Origin of the sequence: Acetobacteroides hydrogenigenes (assembly GCF_004340205.1) — a bacterium.
In the GTDB taxonomy this organism is placed as follows: Bacteria; Bacteroidota; Bacteroidia; order Bacteroidales; family ZOR0009; genus Acetobacteroides; species Acetobacteroides hydrogenigenes.
On the sequence record NZ_SLWB01000005.1, the window covers coordinates 217,224 to 239,123 of the forward strand.

Below are 21,900 nucleotides of genomic sequence, written 5' to 3' on the forward strand. Positions count from 1 at the left end.
TATTTTCTTTACGCAGAGTTCGTTTTTATGCATACGGTTAGCGTTTTACCAGTGGCCAAATAATGCTTTCTAAGCCGTTAAGCTTAATCTCGTACATCTGTTCGAGCATCATTCCGAGTTCTCCCTTGGGAAAGCCTTTTTGTCTATACCAAACGAGGTAAGGTTCAGGAAGCTCTATCAGCAAACGGCCTTCGTACTTTCCAAAAGGCATGCGGGTGTTGGCCATTTTTAGCAAAAACTGTCGGGGGTCGGGAGAATTCATACTATAAATGTTGTACAAGCACAATCAACTTGTTTGAGGCAGATGATTATTGAATCAAAGGTAAAAAAACTATTGGTTGTCCTACTCAATGCGTATCCTTTGCTCCTATGTTTTAGAATACGAATGGTACAAAATAATACATTTGTAGTTCATGCTATAGTAAAGAGCAACCACCAAAAGAAAGCACCATTTGTTAACCTTGTAAAGTAAGAAGACGATGAAACATCTCGCCTTAATAGCGCTGCTGTTATTGGCAGCGGCCTCTATATGCCCTGCTCAGGAACGGTTCTACCCGGTTCCTGCCGCTCGCCAGCTTAAATGGCACGAATCGGAACTTGGCGTAGTTTTCCACTACGACCTGCACGTTTTCGACGGAATAAGATACGGACAGGGAAACAATCGAATCGAGCCAATTGCCGATTACAACATCTTAAATCCAACAAAATTAGATACCGACCAGTGGGTTTTAGCTGCCAAAGCAGCAGGTGCTAGGTTTGCCGTTCTTACCGCTACGCACGAAACTGGATTTGGCCTTTGGCAAAGCGATGTCAACCCGTACTGCCTTAAAGCAGTAAAATGGAGAGATGGAAAAGGCGATATTGTTCGCGACTTTGTAAACTCCTGCCGCAAATACGGCATTATGCCCGGAATTTATATCGGCATTCGATGGAACTCGCTGCTGGGAATTCATAACTTCAAGGCAGAGGGCAACGGTGAGTTTGCCGCTAACCGTCAGCAGTGGTATAAGCGACTTTGCGAAAGTATGGTGAAGGAGATATGCACCCGCTATGGGGAACTTTTCATGATTTGGTTTGATGGTGGTGCCGATGATCCCAAAGGCGATGGTCCCAATGTTGAGCCTATTGTAAATAAGTATCAGCCCAACTGCCTATTCTACCATAACGTAGACAGGGCCGACTTTCGTTGGGGAGGTTCGGAAACCGGAACGGTAAGCTACCCATGCTGGTCGTCATTTCCGCAACCATACTCGCACCACAAGCAATCGGATACACAACGAAATCACCTCGAATTGCTAAAGCATGGCGATAAGGATGGCAAATACTGGGTTCCTGCCATGGCCGATGCTCCGCTACGCGGTGCTAACGGTAGGCACGAGTGGTTCTGGGAACCTGGAGATGAGAACAACGTTCTCTCGTTGGATACGCTAAAAGCAATGTACACCAAATCGGTAGGGAGAAACGCTACTTTGATTATGGGACTTACACCAGATACCTCCGGGCTTATTCCTACTCTTGATGAGCAGCGCCTAAAGGAATGGGGGGAGTGGACTTCGCAGCTATCAACCGAAAAGGCAATCGCAAATACATCGGGGAGTAGCAAAACGCTTGTGCTAAAGCTATCACAGAAACAGCCGATAAGCTACTGCGTTATTCAGGAGGATATCAGCAAGGGCGAGCGCATTCGAGCGTATAAGGTAGAGGCAAAAATTAGGGGCAGATGGACAACTATCTGCCAAGGAGAATCTGTAGGACATAAGCGTATCGAAAAGTTTGCAGTTGTAAGCACAAATGCTCTTCGCCTTACCATAAACGAGGCTACACAAATGCCCAAAATCATTCGCTTTAGCGCACATTCGGTAAAACCTTAAACACCAAATATCAATGAAAAGTAAGTTGCTACTATCTGCTGCCTTGTTGCCTTTTGCAGCGCACGCCGAAGGCAAGCAACCTGATCCTCGCCCGAACATCATCCTTTTTATGGTTGATGATATGGGCTGGCAGGATACCTCGTTGCCTTTTTGGACACAAAAAACGCACTACAACGAGGCGTACGAAACGCCAAACATGGAGCGATTGGCAGGAAAGGGGATGATGTTTACGCAGGCCTATGCCAGCAGCATCAGTTCGCCTACCCGATGCAGCCTAATTAGTGGTGCAAATGCCTCGCGCCATAAGGTTACCAACTGGACGCTTCAAAAAAACAAGCAAACCGACCGCAAAAGCGACGTTCTGCAGCTGCCCGATTGGAACTACAACGGAGTATGCCAGGTGGCCGGCGTAAATAATACATTTCAGACCACATCCTTTGTTGAGCTGATAAAAGATAGCGGTTACCACACCATTCATTGCGGAAAAGCGCACTTCGGGTCGATTGATACTCCCGGAGAGAACCCAACCCACATGGGTTTTGAGGTAAACATTACCGGACATGCCGCCGGAGGGTTGGCGAGCTACCTTGGCGAGCAAAACTATGGTCATACCAAAGATGGAAAGCCTACTTCACCGTTTTCTATCCCCGGATTGGAGAAATACTGGGGAACGAACATCTTTGCCACCGAAGCGCTAACGCAGGAGGCCATGAAGGCGCTTGATCAGGCAAAACGATTAGATCAACCATTCTTTCTTTACATGGCGCACTACGCCATCCACATTCCTATAGATAGGGATATGCGCTTTTTCGAAAAGTACAAGAAGAAAGGCTTGGATGATCGTGAAGCGGCCTATGCTGCCCTGATTGAGGGAATGGATAAGAGCTTAGGCGACCTGATGAGCTGGCTCGAAAAGAATGGAGAGGCTGATAATACCATTATTATATTTATGAGCGATAATGGAGGCTTTAGCAGCGACATGCATTGGCGCGGTGGCCCCATGCATACCCAAAACTATCCGCTGAACAGCGGAAAAGGGTCGGCATACGAGGGTGGCATTCGCGAACCGATGATTGTTAGCTGGCCGGGAGTGGTAAAGCCCGGAACAAAGTGCGATAAGTATCTGCTAATTGAAGATTTTTACCCAACCATTCTCGAAATGGCGCAGGTGAAGAAGTATCACACAGTACAACCTATTGATGGTATTAGCTTCGTTCCATTGCTAACCGGCAAGGGCGACCCTTCGAAGAACAGGAATCTTTACTGGAATTGTCCTAACATTTGGGGAAACACCGGCCCCGGAATTGGCCCAACCTGCACCATTCGTAGCCAGGAGTGGAAGCTAATCTACTACTACGAAACGGGAAAGAAGGAACTCTTCAACATCCCTCAGGATATTGGGGAGAAGAATGAGCTTTCGGCACAGTATCCTAGCGTTGTTAAGCGTCTTTCTAAAGAGTTAGGAGCTTACATGCGTAAGGTTGGTGCGCAACGTCCTTCGTTTAAGGCAACAGGTAAGCCTGTGCCTTGGCCTGATGAGATTTAGCGATTTACTATTAACTGTAGAATATAAAACCGCAGCAATCAAGCTGCGGTTTTTGTTTTTATCGCTAATTCTTCGCTTTACTTCAAATACTCATCTAGCAACGTCAAATTTACCTCTTTGCCGGGGATCTTTGCGGTAATATCGTCGAAGGAGACCTTAAAGGTACAGCCCTCTTTCCAGCGGCTGCAGCCAAAGGCGGTTTTGCCCTGCAGAACTTTTCCTTGCTTGCAGGTTGGGCAGATTAGCTCCTCTATAAGCTTGGCCTTTTTCTCCTTTGCAGGGGCTTCGTCGCGCTGCAGCTCCACTTCGCCGTTAGCGTTGAACGTTAGGATGCCATCGCACTTGGTATCGTCGATGGTGAAACCTTTTATTTTGGGTGTTTTCCCGTTTGCAATAAGCGCCTCAACCTGCTTGTCGGTTAGCTTCTTGCCAAACTGCTCGAACGAAAGGCGAAAGCTGCATCCATTCTTGTATTCGCTGCACCCGTAGGCGGTTTTACCTTGCAGCACCTTCCCTTTCTTACACTTGGGGCAGATTAGCTCAGCAGGCTTATCGTCTTTTGCCTTCTTTTCGCGCTTGGCTTTTGGCTTTTTGCCGTCTGCATCGGTATCCGATTCCTTAGCGGCAGGCTCTTCCTCTATGGTGATGCTGCGATTCTCCCTCTCGGTAATCACCTCAACTACTAGCGACTTTACCATCTCCTTCATCTCCGATAGAAAATCGGTAGCCTGATAGTCGCCCTTTTCTATCTGTCTTAGCTTGCGCTCCCACATACCGGTAAGCTCCACCGACTTCAGCAGCTCGTTGTTGATGGTTTGTATAAGCTCTATACCCGTAACCGTTGGCTCTATATTCTTACGTACACGGCGGATATACTTCCGCTTAAACAGCGTTTCGATGATGTTCGCCCGTGTTGATGGGCGTCCAATTCCGTTTTCCTTGAGCGCATCGCGTAGCTCCTCGTCGTCAACCTGCTTTCCGGCGGTTTCCATGGCGCGGAGGAGCGTTGCCTCGGTGTAGGGCTTGGGCGGTTGCGTGAATTTCTCCTGAACTCCCGGCTCGTGTGGACCACTTTCGCCCTTTACGAACTCGGGCATCAGCTGGTCGTCCTTATCGGCAGGATTTTCGTCATCATTTTCCTTTTCATCGTCCTTCTTCTTGAAAAGAACGCGCCATCCATCCTCCAGAATCTGCTTACCCGTTGCCTTAAACGGAATTTCGGCCGCCTCGCCCAGCACGGTGGTGTTGGAAACGATACAGTCGGGGTAGAAGGCAGCAATAAAGCGTCGGATGATGAGGTCGAACACCTTTTTCTCGTTGTAGGTGAGGTTGGGGTTGAACTCGCCCGTTGGGATGATGGCGTGGTGGTCGGTTACCTTGCTATCGTCGAATACCTTCTTGCTCTTCTTGATCTTTGACTTCAGCAGCGGCTCTGTAAAGGTCTCGTAGGGCTTAAGTCCCTTGAGAATACCGGGAATCTTAGGGTAAATATCGTCGGGGAGGAAGGTGGTATCGACACGAGGGTACGATACCTGCTTCTTCTCGTATAGGCTTTGGATATAGCCGAGCGTTTCCTCGGCAGTAAAGGCAAACTTCTTGTTGCACTCCACCTGAAGCGACGTTAGGTCGAACAGACGTGGTGGTGCCTCGGTTCCCTTCTTCTTTTCGAAGGAGGTGATGGTGAAGAGGCTCTCGCGAATCTTCTCGAGGGTCTCGGCAGCCTCGTCGGCGGCGCCAAAACGCCCCTGGGTGGCCGAGAAGATTACGCCGCGGTAGAGCGTTTTCAATTCCCAATACGCCTCGGGGGTAAAGTTGACGATCTCGAGGTGGCGGCGAACGATAAGCGCCAGCGTTGGCGTCTGAACGCGCCCTATGGAGAGCACTCCCTTGCCGTTGCTGTACTTTGTTGTGTATAGTCGTGTTGCATTAATGCCTAGGAGCCAGTCGCTGATGGCTCGGGCGTGCCCGGCATGGAAAAGGAGGTCGTACTTGCTGCCCTCCTGAAGCTTTTCAAAACCTTCCTTAATGGCTTCGGCGGTAAGCGACGAAATCCACAGCCTTTTAAGCGGCTTGGTGTTCTGCGCAAGCGAGAGCACCCACCTTTGGATAAGCTCTCCCTCCTGTCCGGCATCACCGCAGTTTATTACCTCGTCGCATTCGCCCACGAGGCGCTTGATGGTGTTAAACTGCTTCTGGATTCCCGTATCGTCAACCACCTTAATCTGGAATCGCTGCGGAATAATGGGCAGGGTAAAGAGGCTCCACCGCTTTAGGTCGGGGTGGTAGTCCTCGGGCATCTTTAAGGTGCAGAGGTGACCGAAGGTCCAGCTAACCCAGTAGCCATTGCCCTCGTAGTAGCCATCGTGGCGCGACTTGGCGCCCAAGATTTCCGCCAATTCCTTGGCAACGCTGGGTTTCTCGGCAATACAAAGCTTCACGGGAGTATCGGTAAATGGTAATTAATGTACGAAGATAGGAAATTTGTGTGGAACACTGATTTTGGGGTAAGCACAGAGGACGCGAAGGATAGCACAATGGACACAAAAGTAATTGCTGACGCAAGCGAAAGGATGCTATTTACTGCCACCGCCAATTCAAGGCTGTGAATCCCCTCCTTGGGAGGGGAAGGGGTGGGTTTACTCGTTAAAATCAATACTATTCACTCCTCATGCCGTTCTTTACCCACCCCCTACCCCCTCCTAAGGAGGGGATAACGTGCAAGTAATAGGGCAAACAGCAGCTATAAAGGATAGAACTGAAATTTTTATTATATAATTTCCTATCTACTCATTTCTTCAACACAGGATCACAGAGACGCAGAGTCACATGGAGATTTTGTTTCGTTAAAACACATACCTTGTACAATCTGACTGCTTTATTCTCCTTTTTTCTGTAAGGACACAGAGGTGTTTAAGCTTGCGTTGAAACATTCTTTCAATAGTTTATCCAACTAGATTTAAACACATTTATATCAATCCAAAACAAATAAGGGGTTGTCTAAAAAGTATCACGACACACGTATCACGTATAACGAAATGCTACCACAGCCTACTGCATTATGGTCTAACTTGTCGTGATACGCATATCGCGATACGTGATACCCCTTTTAGACAGCCTCTTTATTATAAATATCATGGAATCTAGTACCTTAAGTAGCGGGTAAACGAGATCTCGAAGCTGCGATAGTGCATCAAGGGCTGGTTATCCATCAACCTTTTTAGGCCATAGGTGCTATGGAAAGCAATCTGGTTCTTCATAACAACACAGCCCATCATTATATCCAGGCCATAGTCGTCGCGTTCGCGGTTGCTGAGCTTTAGCTTATCGCCTTTTACGTAACGCCCAAAGGAATAGCTGTAGTAGGGGCCAACACCAGCAAAAAAGCGGGCGGTGTTGTACGGATTTATAAGCACAAGATGAACAGGAATGTACAGGCTAGGCATATTTACCTGTCCTAGCTCCGTTCGGCTGGTCTTATTCTTAAAAAGGATATCGGCATTAACGGATGCCTTCTTCCATGCCTTATAAAGTACAGAGATTCCTGCGCTGTAGGTGAGCATCGCCTTGTTATCGATTGGCCCATTCATCATTTTAAAGTGATTTGTGCCAAACGATGCGGCAACCCCTACGGCTAAACGAGGAATAGGGTTAGTATAGTGCAGCGTGGGCTGCTTTGCAAGGTACAAAACTAGCGATGTGATGTTATCTACCGCAAATGCCATACCCGTATAGTCGAGCGTATTGGCATCATCGGTTGGTTTATGGTAGTTTGCCTTAAGACCGGTATTGACGTATAGGTTTGAGATGCCCTTTTTAAAGAATGATTGGGTATCGGTATGGTTTATACGGAAGGAAGGGTTGCTGCGCAGCTTAACCCTTAGGCTGTCGGTGGCGGTAAAGAGCGATTGGGGTATGTCAAGATCCTTTAGCGAGCCAACGCCTGCAATTTCCAAGCCTTTAATAAGGTTGGCATGGCCAATCATATCGATGCTTAGCATTGCCTTGATGCTTTTAAGGGGAACGGGCGAATTTTCGACAAACTTTCTCGATCCGACAAGCCCGGCCTCCTCGGCATCGAAGGCAACAATCAGTATCGATCGATCGGGCTTTGCTCCGCTGGCAAGAATAATGCGCGATAGCTCGATGATGCCCGATACGCCCGAGGCGTTGTCGTCGGCACCGTTGTATATTACCGTATCCTTATCGGCGCTATAGCCCACATGGTCGTAATGGGCACCTACAACAATGTACTCGTTCTTTAGCACGGGATCGTTACCCTCAATCACACCTACAATGTTGGATATTTTCAGCTCGCCGCCATACTGATCGTGCCACTCTACGCTTTGGATAAAGCTGCTGCCTATTGGTTTAAGGCCAACCTGCTTAAACTGTTCCGAAATATAGCGTTGAGCAACCAAAAGCTCCTTGCTCTTGTACGCTCGACCCCTTAGCGAGTCGGCTGCCAATACCTCTACAACCTTACGGAGGTTAGAAACGGATGCCTTTTCCTGTGCAAAGGCCGAAGCCGAAAGAAAAAGAAGAAGAACTAGAATACGTACCTTCATAATCGAATATTTGTTTGTTTTTATGTCTGCAGATTAATACAGCTTGCGAGCATCCTGTACGAATGCTCAAAATGTCAATAGAAATATGAATATGCGGAGGTTGATGTTGACTATTCCATTTACCAGTATTCCCAATTGATAGGCATTTGACGCATACTTTTAGATTAGGTTACAAATCGAAATTTTTTTTAAAAAAGAATTGTACAATACTACTAAAATAGTATCGATTCTGGTATTTCTCTTTAAGATTTACACTATTCTATTTCGAAGGATATCCCCCGCTGGCGGGGGATAGGGGGTGGATTTTTAGAAGTGTACAGCTACCATTGGCATCAAGTTTTTACCTCTAACGTCTATTTTCCTCCCCCTGCCCCCTCCAAAGGGGGATACGCTTTGTGCTACGACCTGTTGGTATCTTTATGTCTACCTCCATTATGATAGCTGATTTTTTTAAAAGCGATATCCCTGCGTATCGACCTAAGCATGCCTGAACTATTCCCTCTTATTTATGTTCCTTATAACACACACAAATACGAAAGCTATGTCAGCAACCGAATCAACCATGCTACCGCTAGGCACATTAGCCCCCAAGTTTATGCTTGTTGAGCCTTCGACCGGACAAATTCGCTCGCTCGACGAGCTGAAGTCCGAAAAGGCAACGCTCGTAATGTTTATATGTAACCACTGCCCCTTTGTGAAGCACGTAAATCCGCAGCTGGTAGCCCTTGCCAACGATTATCTGCCCCAAGGGGTGAGCATAATTGCCATAAGCTCGAACGATGTAGAGAGCTACCCCGATGATTCGCCCATAAAGATGGCCGAAACGGCCCAACGCCTAGGCTACCCATTCCCATACCTATACGACGACACCCAAGATGTGGCGCGCGCCTACCATGCCGCCTGCACGCCCGACTTTTTCCTATTCGACGGAACGATGAAGCTGGTTTACCGAGGTCAGCTCGACAGCTCGCGCCCCTCCAACTCCATTCCGGTTGATGGAAGCGACCTGCGTAGGGCCATTGATGCGGTTCTTGCAGGCAAAAAGGTGGACGAGCATCAGCAGCCCAGCATCGGGTGCAACATTAAGTGGAAAGGATAAGCTAGTAGCATATTTCGATTAGAAATAGAGGCCATGCAATAATGCTATGGACATCTATTGCCCTGTTAGTTGATGTCGTTTGGTTAACCACATTGCTTTGGGAGGGGGCAGGGGATGGGCTTGTTCGTTTAAATAAGCATCTTCCATTCCACTTAGCGTTCTTAACCCACCTCTACCACCCGCTTAGGCGGAAGGATAACCCATTTCAATCATGCGTTGATGCTTACAATCAGTCTTTTCTTACAAAAATAGGGCTATTCGTCCCATCGCTTAACAGCTATAAGCAGAAACCTTCGCCAAACAAAGAATGGGTATAATGATAAAGTAAAGTATCTGCCATCACCATAATAGTACGCATCTTCAGCTAACGTAAACGATATGGTTAAGCGTATCGCTGTCCCCAAAAGTATAACGAGCGTTCTTTAGCTGGCCCTCCAAATCCCTCTGAAATTGCCGTGCACCATTTCGACAATGGTTTCCGGCTTTCTGAATATACTTTACGGAGCTTCGAGAGTAGTTTACGGAGCTTCGAGAGATGTTTACGCCGTTTCGAAAGAAGTTTACGCCATTCTGAAAATGGTTTACGAGCTTCTGAAAATGGTTTACGAGCTCGTAAACTATCTTCAGAATGCCGAAGACTACTTTCAGAATGTAGAAAACTACCTTCAGAATGCAGAAAACTATCTTCAGAATGCCGAAGACTACTTTCAGAATGTAGAAAACTACCTTCAGAATGCAGAAAACTATCTTCAGAATGACGTAAACCATATTCGAAAAGGCGTAAGCTACTCTAGAAACACCGTAAACCTATCTCGAAAGGGTGTAAAGCACCGTAGAAGCTCCGTAAGCTACTGTCGAAACCCCACTTACGTGCTTCGAAGCTAATTAGGGAATCGTAGAAGAGGAGTATTCGCGGAGCTAAGCCTACCATGTTATTCTCGGGAAAAAGCACAGCACCTGCTAGATGAAGGCCGTATAGCCAAAAGCACATCACATTTTTAGAGTATTAGCTTATAAGGTATATTCGAAGGAATATTTAGCTATATTTCAGGTCTAATTTATAATCGTAAGCCTAAAGTAAGCATGGTAGTAGAAGATTACTTCGTTTACGCCTCGTTCGGGGTTATGGGTTTGCGGTTAGATGATAGATGTACCTCTTTTGCGGAGAAGGTATATATACCACTACAAAATTGGGTGGGTGTGTGCAGATTTTGGAGGAGAAAGGGGCATATATAAATGAGTTAGCAGGCATTAAATAAATCAAGACCCTCATGAGATTTAGCAAAAAGCAGATAACAAATGCAGGTAAGGCATTGATTTCAGCAAAAAGTAAAGAAGAAATTGAAATTGCTCTTGAGACTTTGAATTTATGGAGAACAGACCATTTGCATCCATTAAATGTAATGAGAAAATCATTAGAGAAATTAATGGTCGATAATCAGATAGAACCAATTCTTGTTTCTCAGAGATTAAAACGATTAAGCTCAATTGAGTATAAACTTGATTTAAATGATAACATGGGACTTGGAGGAATGCAAGATATTGGTGGATATCGAGCTGTGCTGAAAGACACAAAAGATTTAATTAAACTCAAAACAATTATTGAAAATAATAAGCAATACCATAGGTTAAGGAAAACAAGAGATTATACAGATGAACCAAAAGACTCTGGTTATAGAAGTATACATTATGTATACGAATATAAATCTAGAAGTAAATATTACAATGGGCTTCAATTAGAATTGCAAATCAGGACTAAACTTCAACATAATTGGGCAACTGCAGTGGAAACAGCAGGTATTCTAACTAAAACATCATTAAAAAGTAGCCAAGGGCCTGACGATTGGTTAGATTTTTTTAAGATAGTAAGTTCTTTATTTGCAATAAAAGAAAATATGGCAGTGTTGAAGCAACATAAGAATTATACAATGGAAGAGTTAATGAAAATGTGCTACAACATGACTGCTAAATTAAATATCATTATTATTTTAAAAGGTTTACGTATATCTGCAAAACAAATTGAAGGTAAAAAGTCTGGTGACTATTACTTGATAAATATCAATATTGTAAAGAAAAATGTCCAGATTGTATCTTTTAAAAAAAGCGAATTCGAACTTGCAACAGAACTTTACATTAAGTTAGAGAAAGAAATAAATGAAAATGAGAATGCAGTAGTTTTAGTATCCGCATCTTCAATATTATCACTAAAAAAGGCTTATCCTAGCTATTTTCTTGACACATCTGAATTTATTAATGCTCTGGAAAAGATAAATTCTAATTGTGAGAAACTTGAATTGATAAGAAAATAACGCCTGCTAACACACGGTATAGTCAACAAGCGAGTGAAGTGGTAGGCGGAAGCCCTTGTTCGGCTAAGGCTGCACCTAAGTCGAATCTATTCTGCAGGCTATAGCCTGCAGAATAGGCTAAGGCAAGAGCCATTGCCTAACAGAGAAAATTTTGCATTAAAACAATTCATATGAAGCATGAAACACTAAAAATTAACGAGAAGGAAGTAGAATGGAATAGCTGGTCGAAAGCTGATGAAATAGAACATAGTAGAAAAAGAGTAATTGCTGAAGAGCACATCAACAAGCTGTATTGCGATATATATGAGATTAAGCCGGGGAAAGCCAATTGGCCACTCCACTACCATACATGCAACGAGGAAATTTTCTACATTATAGAAGGGCATGGAGAAGTGCTAGCGGATAGTGGAGTACTAAAGGTTAAGCCGGGCGATATCCTACGATTTCCGGCTGGTGAAAAAGGAGTACACCAATTAAGGAATACATCAGATAGTGAAACCCTAAAATATTTAGACATTGGAACAGCCAGCTTACCTGATGTAGTATTTATGCCAGCAGATGGAAGGGTTTTATTTTTCGCAGGTGAATCTGGGCAAGATAAGGTGTGGTCTTACGAAGATTTGTAAAAGAATGCCCAGCAGCCTCTATTCTATCATTGCATGCTAAAGCCTGCAATGATAGAATAGGCGAAGGCAAGAACCTTTGCCTAAAAGAGCTTCTTGCCTTAAGGTTTATGGACAGAGGCCGAAAGGTAGAAAGCGTAGGCAGAGCTTGCGCTTAGCATGGGAATAAGCTTGCCTTTTGCACGAAAAAATAACTTTATATTATTATTAATGAGTTATACTTTTCTATTCTTTTTGGTTGCTAAAGCGGTTCTTTCTTTTGTAGGTACAAGTACTGAAGGTACGCTAGTTCTACCGAATTCGCTATCTGAAAAAAAAGAAGGTTCCGATATGGCTATTCCATTTACCTATGACAACAAGACAATTTCATTTCGAGCGGTAGTAAATGGGAGGCATGAAGGCGAATTTATATTCGATTCAGGGCTGACAACCTACTATAACCTATTCTCAGATACATTTTGTAGGAAGGAACTGGCATTACCAGTCACATCGTCTAAGCATAAAATGTTTGGTATTGGTGTAGATCATCAGGTGAATGTTTCTAAGGCGAAAGTAAGCATCAAAGTAGGAGGGTATGCTGCCGAAGGGTATTACGGAATGCTGAAGTTTTCGAGCGCAGACAGAGCAAGATACGATGGCCTATTCAATGTTCATATATTTAAGGATAGTATTGTAGAGTTTAATTTTGATAAAAAGCAGATAATCTTTCACCATGAGTTTAGTGGTAGCGGGTATCAAAAAATTAGGATTATTCAACGCGGATTTGTACGAATGATTGCGGTTAAGGCATCTTTAGATAATGGCTTTGAGGTTTCCGGGAATTTTTTGCTTGATACCGGCTATTGGGGGCTAATTGCGCTTTACTGCAACAATCGAACTATTGACAGTTTGAGGAAGGTATATAGGGTAAACAAGATTCTTGGCGTATCGAATTTTGGCAAAGAAATAGATTTCTACAGAATGGAATGTAACCAGGCATCCATTGGAGGAGCTAAACTCCTAAACCCAACCATGGTTGTAAGCAATACCTCTTTACCCCAAGAGGCAAAGGGCATCGTTCAGGGCCTAGTAGGTGTAGAATTCTTTAAAATGTTTAGTCCAGTAGTTGATTTTAAGAACAATATAATGTACTTAAAGATACAGTCTGTTGTTATGCAACGGAATATGCACGAAATGGGAGTGCACCTATTTGTTGCAAAAAAAGGAATCGTGGTTAAGCACGTCATAGAAAATTCCGAAGCATATAATAGAGGACTTAGGCCAAATGATAGGGTTATATCGGTAAATGGCATAAGCGTCGATAACCTTTCCGAGCAAAGCTTAATCAGCATGATGGATCGACTATATAAAACGAGAGGTACTGTTGAACTGATATATCTTAGAGGGAATAAAAGAATGAAGTCTGTTTTGATTTGTCATTAATATAATCCTCTTCTAAGCGTAGCATACTCGTTACGCTTGGTTTAGCAGGGCTTCCCCGCTGAGGGTAGCGTCCTCGATACGCTCAAGTAGCCAAAGCTTCTAGCCTTTAGGTTTATGGACAGAGGGCGAAGAATAGAAAGTGTAGGAAGAGCTTGCCTTAGCATGGGCCGCCCTTTTGCTTCCTAATTCTGCAAGGTAATAGGCAAACATAAAAAGAAAAAAGATGACCTTAGATAAAGTTAAATGCCCAAGCTGTGGAGAATTAGTAGCACCAATAAATGGAGCTATTAAAGCTGCTAGCTCCTACGATGATTGCTTAAGACGCTGTGAGAAATGCGGGATAGGGTTTTCTAATTCAAAAAATAATCCATCGGTAATTTATAAAAACTATCTTGATAACATCCCAGAGCTTCTCCAAAACGGTTTAGAGATTACTTTAAATAATTCGATCAACGAGCTTAATCGAAAAAATAAGAGAAATAAAATTGGATATTCAACTTCGGAGGATGCTTTAACTTGGAGCTTTTTTAAATACTTTGTTGTAAGAGAACGATTTTAAGATTTACTTAATCTACTAAATATTAAAAGCGATGGAAAAGATTATGACATCTATTTGTGGGGTGTACCAATAAGCTCTCAAAGCAATAAAAACAATTTCATAGAAAAGTTTAGAGAGGTTTCAAGAAATTTTAATGAAACATCTTCAAAAATGACAGAGCCTGATGTAATGATAAAGCTATCAGACAAGATTGTTTTTATAGAAGTAAAATATTTAAGCTCAAACGAGATAAAAACTGGAGAAGAATTTGCAAAGTATTTAATTCCAGATGTAGAAAAGGAAAAACTAGTTGAAAGTGGGCATTACGAGCTTTTTAGAAATTGGGCGTTTGCTTCGAAGTTAAGCTATGGAAATGATTTTATACTGATCAATTTAGCGCCTAAAAAGCTATTTAGTAGCAAAAGTCAAAGCAAGCTCATTCAATTCGAGAACTCTTTGAAATCGACGAAAGGGAAATTTGTGAAGCTAACCTGGGAAGAAATTTTGGAAAAGGTAAATAATAAAGAATATGATATGTGGTTTAAAAACTACTTGAATAAAAAGTTAGATGCCATCCGATAGCATTTAGCAATTTGCATTGCTGGATTAGCGGATTGAGGTTTTTCTCCGCTAGTCGTAGTCTAATCAAACACACGAGGTACGGATGGATTTGGCTACGCCGAACTCCACTTCGTTACGTGTCGCTACGGTTGTAATTGGCACTTCGAACTTTGTTTCTTCCGATCCTGTATATGCTGCCTTAAAAGAAAGTGAATACCTGAAGACGCAGCAAACAGATCTTCTTAACAGGCTCGAATTAACCGGAAAAAACAGCTTAGCTCAGATTTTACGCCAAATAAAGTTTGGTGGGGATGTACGATTCCTGACTGAGTATAGCTGGGATCGTTATGCAATATTCGAAGGGTCTTTCTGGGGGAATGATCAAGCAAAAGGTGACAAATAGGCTGTCGGAATAGTATTGGGGTGCCAATTCTAGAATATCACTACGTCTTCCGAAATAGTTCTAAACGGTTTTTTGTTTTTTTGACCTTTGGAGAGTTATAATGATAGCGGTATTCAGGAGATCCATCTATGCAGGCAGTATATGCAGTATATGTTGAGGAGGACTGGTTTAGCGAATAGGTAATGCAACCTATTTAATTAGGTGCAATTAAGTAAAATCTATATTTCAAAAATAAAGGGGCTGCACTTATGCAGCCCCTTTATTTTTCGGATGGTCATCGGTTACTTTCCTTTAGCCTCGATGCTAAGCGTAGCATGCGGAACAGCCCTTAGGCGCTCCTTAGGGATGAGCTTGCCGGTTTCGCGGCAAACACCGTAGGTCTTGTTCTCGATACGGATCAGCGCCGCCTCTAGGTGCTGGATGAACTTCTGCTGGCGTTGGGCCAAGCGTCCCGACTCCTCCTTAGAAAGGGTTGCGGCTCCTTCCTCCAGTGTTTTGAAGGTAGGCGATGTATCTTGCGTATCGTTGCTTTCGCTGTAGTTGATAGCCGATTTAAGCAGGTCGTAATCCTTTTTAGCCTTTTCGAGCTTTTCCAGAATTAGGGCCTTGAATTCGGCGAGCTCCTCATCCGAGTAGCGGGTTCTTTCAGCTTCTGACATACTTTGAAGTTTTAGCTAAAGTTAGTGATAAATTTGTTTATACGGTAGCTTTTTTTACAGCAATTTTTACAACAACGTCGTTGTCGAGGTCGAGTTCTACGCCATTAACAACCTCATTAACCAAAGTAATATTGTTGGCTAAGGTTTGTCCGGCAATGTACTCCTTAAAGTTCTCAACTGCAGCATCGATTTCGGCATGGTGCTCTAGGGTGATCTCCACTTTATCGGTTACGTCGAAGTCGCTATCCTTACGGATATTCTGGATGCGGTTGATGAGCTCGCGGGCAATACCTTCCTGGCGAAGCTCGTCGGTAATGGTGATGTCGAGCGCAACGGTAAGCTTACCTTCGCTGGCTACCAGCCATCCTGGGATATCCTCCGAGGTGATCTCTACATCTTCCATTGCCATATCTACCACGCCTGATGCAAGGTTAAGGGTGTACTTCTGCTCGCGCTCCATTTGGGCGATATCCTCTTGGGTAAATGCGCCAACTGCAGCCGATATATCCTTCATCTGCTTGCCGTACTTAGGACCTAGGGTCTTAAAGTTTGGCTTAATCTTCTTAACTAGGATTCCGGTGGTTTCGTGTAGATACTCCAGCTCCTTTACGTTTACCTCGTTTAGGAGAAGCCCTTCTACAGCCTTAAGCTGAGACTCTAGGGTTGCATCAAGCACGGGGATCATAATCTTGGTAAGCGGCTGGCGTACCTTGATGTTTACCTTGCGGCGTAGCGCAAGCACCATCGACGAGGCGAGCTGGGCTAGGTCCATCTGCTCCTCTAGGTTCTTATCGATGTACTGCTCGTTAGCCTTAGGGAATAGCGCAAGGTGAACGCTCTTCTCTGCAAAGTGCTTGGTGATGCCGTTAAGGTCCATGAATAGCCTATCCATAAAGAATGGGGCGATTGGAGCACCTAGCTGAGCAACGGTTTCCAAGCAGGTGTATAGGGTCTGGTAGGCGGCAATCTTATCCTTAGAGTATTCGCCACCCCAGAAACGCTTACGGTTCAAGCGAACGTACCAGTTCGATAGGTTCTCGGTTACAAAGTTTTGGATAGCACGTCCGGCACGGGTTGCCTCGTAGCTATCGTACGCATCCTCGCACTCCTTAATTAGCGAGTTAAGCAGCGAGATGATCCAGCGGTCGATTTCTGGACGCTCCTCAACGGGTATTTCTGCCTCCTCGAAGGTAAATCCATCGACGTTGGCGTATAGCGCAAAGAACGAGTAGGTGTTGTAAAGCGTTCCGAAGAACTTACGCTTCACCTCCTCAACTCCGGCGATGTCGAACTTAAGGTTATCCCAAGGCGACGAGTTGGTTACCATGTACCAGCGTAGCGGGTCGGAACCAAGATCTTCGATTACCTGGAATGGCTCAACGGCATTGCCAAGGCGCTTGCTCATCTTGTTGCCGTTCTTGTCGAGCACCAAACCGTTCGAGATAACGTTCTTGAACGATACGCTGTCGAATAGCATCGAAGCGATGGCGTGTAGGGTGAAGAACCAACCGCGGGTTTGGTCTACCCCCTCGGCAATGAAGTCGGCAGGGTAAACCTTCTCGAATTCTTCCTTGCTGATGGCAAATGGGTAGTGAACCTGAGCATATGGCATGGCACCCGAATCGAACCAAACGTCGATAAGGTCGGTTTCGCGGGCCATCATCTCTCCCTTGCTCGATACAAGCACTATGTTATCTACGTGTGGACGGTGTAGGTCGAACGAGTCGTAGTTCTCCTTCGTCACATCGCCTTCTTTATAGTCCTTAAATGGATTCTCGGTCATGAAGCCAGCTGCAATCGACTTCTCGATTTCTTCCTTTAGCTCGGCTACCGAACCGATGCACTTAATCTCGCTGTAGTCCTCGTTAGCCCAAACGGGTAGCGGAGTTCCCCAGTAGCGCGAGCGCGATAGGTTCCAGTCTACCAAGTTCTCGAGCCACTTGCCAAAACGTCCGGTTCCAGTCGATGCTGGTTTCCAGTTGATGGTGTCGTTCAGCTCCAGCATCTTTTCGCGGATGGCGGTAGTCTTGATGAACCAAGAGTCGAGCGGGTAGTAAAGTACAGGCTTGTCGGTACGCCAGCAGTGTGGGTAGCTGTGCTCGTACTTCTCGATCTTGAATGCCTTGTTATCGGCCTTCAGCTTAACGGCGATGTCAACGTCAACCGAGTCGGTTCCCTCTACGTAGTTGGGGTCGTACTCGTTCTTAACGTAGCGGCCGCTGAACTCTTCGCAGCCATCGATAAACTTACCCGACTTGTCAACCAAGGTAAGCGAGCCGATACCGTTTTGCTTAGCCACACGGAAGTCGTCGGCACCAAAGCTAGGTGCAATGTGTACGATACCGGTACCATCTTCGGTCGATACGAAGTCGCCGCAGAGTACGCGGAAGGCATCGCCATCTTCTGGTTGATGGTAGGGCATTAGCTGCTCGTAGCGCAGTCCTTCAATATCTTTTCCCTTGAATTCCTTTAGAATTACGTAGGGGATATTCTTGTCGCCAACTTTATAATCTGCTAGCGCTAAATCCTTATTCTTTTCAGAAAAATACTTGCTGAATAGCGGTTTCGCCAAAACCAATACCACAGGAATTCCAGTGTATGGGTTAAAGGTGCGAACCGAAACGTAGTCGATTTTCTCGCCAACAGCGAGTGCGGTGTTTGAAGGTAAGGTCCAAGGGGTAGTGGTCCATGCCATAAAGTAAACATCGGCATCAACACCCTCGAAAAGGAAGGCTGATTTTTCGTTGTTTACAACTTTAAACTGGGCTACGATGGTGGTATCCTTCACATCGCGGTAGCAACCAGGCTGGTTAAGCTCGTGTGTACTAAGACCAGTACCTGCAGCGGGCGAGTAGGGCTGAATGGTGTAACCCTTGTATAGAAGTCCCTTTTTGTGCAGTTCCTTAAGTAGGTACCAAAGGGTTTCGATGTAGCGGTTGTCGTAGGTAATGTATGGATCTTCCATGTTTACCCAGTAGCCCATCTTATGGGTAAGATCTTGCCAAGCATCGGTGTACTTCATTACCTCCTTGCGGCAGGTGTTGTTGTACTCCTCTACAGTGATAGATTTGCCGATATCATCCTTGGTGATGCCAAGCATCTTTTCTACGCCAAGCTCTACCGGAAGACCGTGGGTGTCCCATCCCGCCTTGCGGTGAACAAGATATCCCTTTTGAGTTTTGTAGCGGCAAAATGAGTCCTTAATGGTACGTGCCATTACGTGGTGAATGCCGGGCATTCCGTTAGCAGATGGTGGCCCTTCGTAGAATACGAATGATGGATGGCCTGCTCTGGTTTCAATACTTTGCTTAAAAGTATCGTCTTGCTCCCACGTTTTTAGAACGTCCTTGTTAACTTGCGAAAGGTCTAAGCCTTTGTACTCAGGAAATTTCGAACTCATTTGTTATACCTCTTTTTTCAAAATTCCCCAAAAATAGAATTCGCTTTTTTAATATGCAACTCTATGAAACAATTGGGGGTTATATAGTGCTAATTGCAGAATTGCTTTACTATTCGGTTTTTGTTATTCTATTCCAGTAAAATTCAATGTGTTTTTTGCAAAATCGACGATGTCTTCGCCATTGGCAAGATGGTACACTTGTATGCCTAATGACTGGGGAGTCGCAAGGTTTTGTAGGCTATCATCTATAAACAGGGTTTCCTCTGGCTTTAGCCTATTCTGATCTAGAACGAGTTTATAAATTGCAGGATCAGGTTTGCGTAGGCCTACTTCGTGCGAGAAGTAGAGTTTTTCGAATAGGACATCAAGGTTGTTAAAGCTATGCTCATTGTGTAATGATCGGTAGTAGCAATCCTTGTGTATTTGGTTCGTATTGCTAAGCAAAAAGGTTCGGTAATGTTGCTGGATATTACGAAGAAAGTCCAGCCTATGCTTGGGGTAGTCGAGCAGCATGGCATTCCAACCTGCATCAATTTGTTCATCGGAGAGGTTGAGATTGATGATGTCGCGCAGCTCGTTACGAAAATCAGGAAGGGCTATTTTCCCCGTTTCCAACTTGTCGAATAGATGCGATTGGGCTTTCTGGCTAAAGAGGTTTTCAAAGTTGTCAACACCTAACTTTTCGAATGCACGTGCGGTTAATCTGTAATCGATATTGATGATTACACCTCCAAAATCAAAGATTATATTTTTGAGAATCTTAGGATTTACAGGTTTTGTGGTAGAAAAATCCATAAAAATTGAGGAATACATTTTGTAAATTCTCTGCAAAGATGTAAGTTTGCACAACGAAATCAAAACAAGATTATCGGGGCCTATAGCTCAGTTGGTTAGTAGCACCTGACTCATAATCAGGGGGTCGCAGGTTCAAGCCCTGCTGGGCCCACGAGCAAAAAAGCGCTTACAAGTAGTTGTAGGCGTTTTTTTTTATATCTTTTATAATTTATCTCGATCAAGAATTCCCAGATTAAAACTGATTCACCGATTACACTCATCTCATTGCTTATCCGCAAGCCAGTCTGATAATTTGTACCTTCTAACTTATTGATCAAAGTTCAAAAGAAAATAGGCAGCTATATAAATCGTATTTTGTTTTTCCCCTATCTTTAGGTGCTATTTGTTGGGCTGCGGCTTTCATCTTTAGGTGTTCGCCCTGACAGACGAATATGGTTAATCACATATCTAAAGCAAAATTTTAAAAGCAATGAGACTGTTTTTGTTACTAGCATCACTTCTTGTCGGGATAGGAAGCCATGCTCAAACTTACACGCCTACTCCTGAAAATATGAAAGCCAGAACTTGGTTTGATAGCGCTCGGTTTGGCATGTTCGTTCATTGGGGACCATCTTCTATCTTAGGAGCTGGGGAATGGGTTATGAACAATAGGAACATACACCATCAGGATTACCAAAAATTGAGAAAGTTCTTTAATCCCATAGATTTTGATGCTGCAAAGTGGGTGTCTACTGCAAAAAATGCGGGGATGAAGTACATCACATTAATAACTCGACATCACGATGGTTTTAGCCTTTGGGCAACAAAGCAATCCGATTTTAACATCATGAATACTCCTTTTAAGCGTGATGTAGTAAAGGAGATTGCTGATGAATGCCATAAGCAGGGGATAACGCTTTTCTTATATTACTCTCTTCTCGATTGGTCGCGTTCCGACTACCAATGGGAAACTGGTAGGACAGGAAAGAATACGGGTAGAACAGAGAAAAGCAACTGGGATAGCTACATAGGCTTCATGAAGGCGCAGCTAACCGAACTGCTTACTCAGTATGGCGAAATTGGAGGAATTTGGTTTGATGGGCATTGGGATCAGCTTGATAACGACAACGACAAAACCCTTAAATCTAAAGTAGATTGGAAATACAACGAAATTTACACTTTAATACACAAACTGCAACCTACTTGTTTGATAGGAAATAACCACCATCTATCACCTATACCGGGTGAAGATTTTCAGATGTTTGAGAGGGACTTGCCCGGTGAAAACAAGCAGGGATTAAGTGGGCAACATGTGTCTGATCTTCCTTTGGAAACCTGTGAAACTATAAATGGTTCGTGGGGATTTAATATTACAGATCGAACATATAAGTCAGAAAAGGACCTTATTCATTATTTAGTGCGTGCTGCTGGGTACGGATCAAATCTTCTACTAAATGTAGGACCAATGCCTAACGGTGAAATTCAACAAGAGTTTGTGGATCGATTGGCAGAAGTAGGGCAGTGGATAAATGTATATGGAGCTACAATTTATGGAACGAAGGGTGGTTTTATTAGGCCTCAGGAATGGGGATGCGTTACTGAAAAAGGGAATAAGCTATATATCCATATGCTAAAGAAACCGGACAATGAGATTCTTTTAGATATTCCTTATAAGGTAAAATCAATGAACCTGTTTGGTTCCTCACAATCTAAAGTTGTCTATAAAAAGACGAAAGGAGGATATTTGCTAAATCTAGCAGGCATTTCCCTCGATGATATAGACACCATTATTGAGGTTGGCATAGCGCGGTAGATTTTTGATAAGCGATATATTTTTCAATTGAGAGAGCGGAATAAACAAACTGTTTGTTCCGCTCGCTCTGCATTCGGCATGCCGAATGTGTTTCTTTTGGGGAGAATTGTGCTGGTTAGATTCTTCTTCTGATGGCTTAATGGTTCTTTCCCCAAAAAAACTTTCCCCTCCAACGCCCTCTTCCTAAGGCGTGCAACGTTCGTTAACGCGGTAAAGTATGGTGTAGGGCTTGCAGGTTCGGAAAAAGGGCGTACTTTTGCATCCGCAATCGGGAACAGCGGCGCTGCTGAAGAGTGGCACGGAAGGGAACGGGAGCG

Annotated in this window: 17 protein-coding genes and 1 tRNA gene; 12 read left to right on the forward strand and 6 right to left on the reverse strand. The window is 44.3% G+C overall.

The genetic code is table 11. The annotated features are described in order from the left end of the window. Positions 1-37 precede the first annotated feature (37 nt). The gene (locus CLV25_RS07350; protein ID WP_131838991.1) at positions 38-262 is read right to left on the reverse strand and encodes a DUF3820 family protein; all 225 of its coding nucleotides are present in this window, start codon (positions 260-262) and stop codon (positions 38-40) included. Positions 263-479: 217 nt separating this feature from the next. Between CLV25_RS07350 and CLV25_RS07355 the strand changes: the two genes are divergently transcribed. Both CLV25_RS07355 and CLV25_RS07360 read left to right on the forward strand, forming a co-directional pair. Then, positions 480-1,871 carry an alpha-L-fucosidase gene (locus CLV25_RS07355; protein ID WP_131838992.1) on the forward strand — a complete coding sequence of 464 codons (1,392 nt, stop codon included), beginning with the start codon at positions 480-482 and terminating at the stop codon, positions 1,869-1,871. 13 nt (positions 1,872-1,884) lie between these two features. Next, positions 1,885-3,417: a sulfatase gene (locus CLV25_RS07360; RefSeq protein WP_131838993.1), complete on the forward strand. Its 1,533-nt coding sequence runs from the start codon at positions 1,885-1,887 to the stop codon at positions 3,415-3,417. Between the two features lie 77 nt (positions 3,418-3,494). Here CLV25_RS07360 and CLV25_RS07365 read toward each other — a convergent pair whose 3' ends face one another. Both CLV25_RS07365 and CLV25_RS07370 read right to left on the reverse strand, forming a co-directional pair. Next, entirely contained in the window at positions 3,495-5,855 is a 2,361-nt protein-coding gene (locus CLV25_RS07365; RefSeq protein ID WP_131838994.1) for a type IA DNA topoisomerase, read from the reverse strand. A 702-nt stretch (positions 5,856-6,557) separates the two neighbouring features. After that, positions 6,558-7,982 (reverse strand): M20/M25/M40 family metallo-hydrolase, encoded by a 1,425-nt coding sequence (locus CLV25_RS07370; RefSeq protein ID WP_131838995.1) that lies wholly within the window; start codon positions 7,980-7,982, stop codon positions 6,558-6,560. 541 nt (positions 7,983-8,523) lie between these two features. Here CLV25_RS07370 and CLV25_RS07375 point away from each other — a divergent pair. The 8 genes from CLV25_RS07375 to CLV25_RS07410 all read left to right on the forward strand — a co-directional run bounded on the left by CLV25_RS07375 (position 8,524) and on the right by CLV25_RS07410 (position 14,937). Next, complete coding sequence (locus CLV25_RS07375; protein WP_131838996.1) at positions 8,524-9,081, forward strand: thioredoxin family protein; 558 nt, start codon at positions 8,524-8,526, stop codon at positions 9,079-9,081. 450 nt (positions 9,082-9,531) lie between these two features. Then, complete coding sequence (locus tag CLV25_RS07380; protein ID WP_131838997.1) at positions 9,532-9,966, forward strand: hypothetical protein; 435 nt, start codon at positions 9,532-9,534, stop codon at positions 9,964-9,966. A 386-nt stretch (positions 9,967-10,352) separates the two neighbouring features. Beyond that, positions 10,353-11,390 carry a RelA/SpoT domain-containing protein gene (locus CLV25_RS07385; RefSeq protein WP_131838998.1) on the forward strand — a complete coding sequence of 346 codons (1,038 nt, stop codon included), beginning with the start codon at positions 10,353-10,355 and terminating at the stop codon, positions 11,388-11,390. Positions 11,391-11,560: 170 nt separating this feature from the next. Continuing rightward, positions 11,561-12,016: a cupin domain-containing protein gene (locus CLV25_RS07390; protein WP_131838999.1), complete on the forward strand. Its 456-nt coding sequence runs from the start codon at positions 11,561-11,563 to the stop codon at positions 12,014-12,016. Positions 12,017-12,172: 156 nt separating this feature from the next. After that, positions 12,173-13,435: a PDZ domain-containing protein gene (locus CLV25_RS07395; protein ID WP_131839000.1), complete on the forward strand. Its 1,263-nt coding sequence runs from the start codon at positions 12,173-12,175 to the stop codon at positions 13,433-13,435. A gap of 223 nt (positions 13,436-13,658) precedes the next feature. Continuing rightward, complete coding sequence (locus tag CLV25_RS07400; RefSeq protein ID WP_131839001.1) at positions 13,659-13,994, forward strand: hypothetical protein; 336 nt, start codon at positions 13,659-13,661, stop codon at positions 13,992-13,994. 54 nt (positions 13,995-14,048) lie between these two features. Beyond that, on the forward strand, positions 14,049-14,555 hold the full coding sequence (locus CLV25_RS07405) for a PGN_0703 family putative restriction endonuclease (RefSeq protein WP_394345235.1): 507 nt from the start codon (positions 14,049-14,051) through the stop codon (positions 14,553-14,555). Between the two features lie 82 nt (positions 14,556-14,637). Beyond that, complete coding sequence (locus CLV25_RS07410; protein ID WP_131839003.1) at positions 14,638-14,937, forward strand: hypothetical protein; 300 nt, start codon at positions 14,638-14,640, stop codon at positions 14,935-14,937. Between the two features lie 281 nt (positions 14,938-15,218). On the opposite strand, the gene CLV25_RS07415 is transcribed toward CLV25_RS07410, so the two are convergent. The 3 genes from CLV25_RS07415 to CLV25_RS07425 all read right to left on the reverse strand — a co-directional run bounded on the left by CLV25_RS07415 (position 15,219) and on the right by CLV25_RS07425 (position 19,791). Beyond that, positions 15,219-15,596, reverse strand: coding sequence for a TraR/DksA family transcriptional regulator (locus CLV25_RS07415; protein WP_131839004.1), 378 nt, complete (start codon positions 15,594-15,596; stop codon positions 15,219-15,221). 37 nt (positions 15,597-15,633) lie between these two features. After that, positions 15,634-18,996 carry an isoleucine--tRNA ligase gene (gene ileS, locus CLV25_RS07420; protein ID WP_131839005.1) on the reverse strand — a complete coding sequence of 1,121 codons (3,363 nt, stop codon included), beginning with the start codon at positions 18,994-18,996 and terminating at the stop codon, positions 15,634-15,636. A gap of 123 nt (positions 18,997-19,119) precedes the next feature. Beyond that, positions 19,120-19,791: an HAD family hydrolase gene (locus tag CLV25_RS07425; protein WP_165877025.1), complete on the reverse strand. Its 672-nt coding sequence runs from the start codon at positions 19,789-19,791 to the stop codon at positions 19,120-19,122. A 76-nt stretch (positions 19,792-19,867) separates the two neighbouring features. Here CLV25_RS07425 and CLV25_RS07430 point away from each other — a divergent pair. Together CLV25_RS07430 and CLV25_RS07435 are read left to right on the forward strand one after the other, a co-directional pair. After that, a tRNA-Ile gene (locus CLV25_RS07430) sits at positions 19,868-19,942 on the forward strand. Positions 19,943-20,260: 318 nt separating this feature from the next. Beyond that, on the forward strand, positions 20,261-21,583 hold the full coding sequence (locus tag CLV25_RS07435; RefSeq protein WP_131839007.1) for an alpha-L-fucosidase: 1,323 nt from the start codon (positions 20,261-20,263) through the stop codon (positions 21,581-21,583). Positions 21,584-21,900 lie beyond the last annotated feature (317 nt).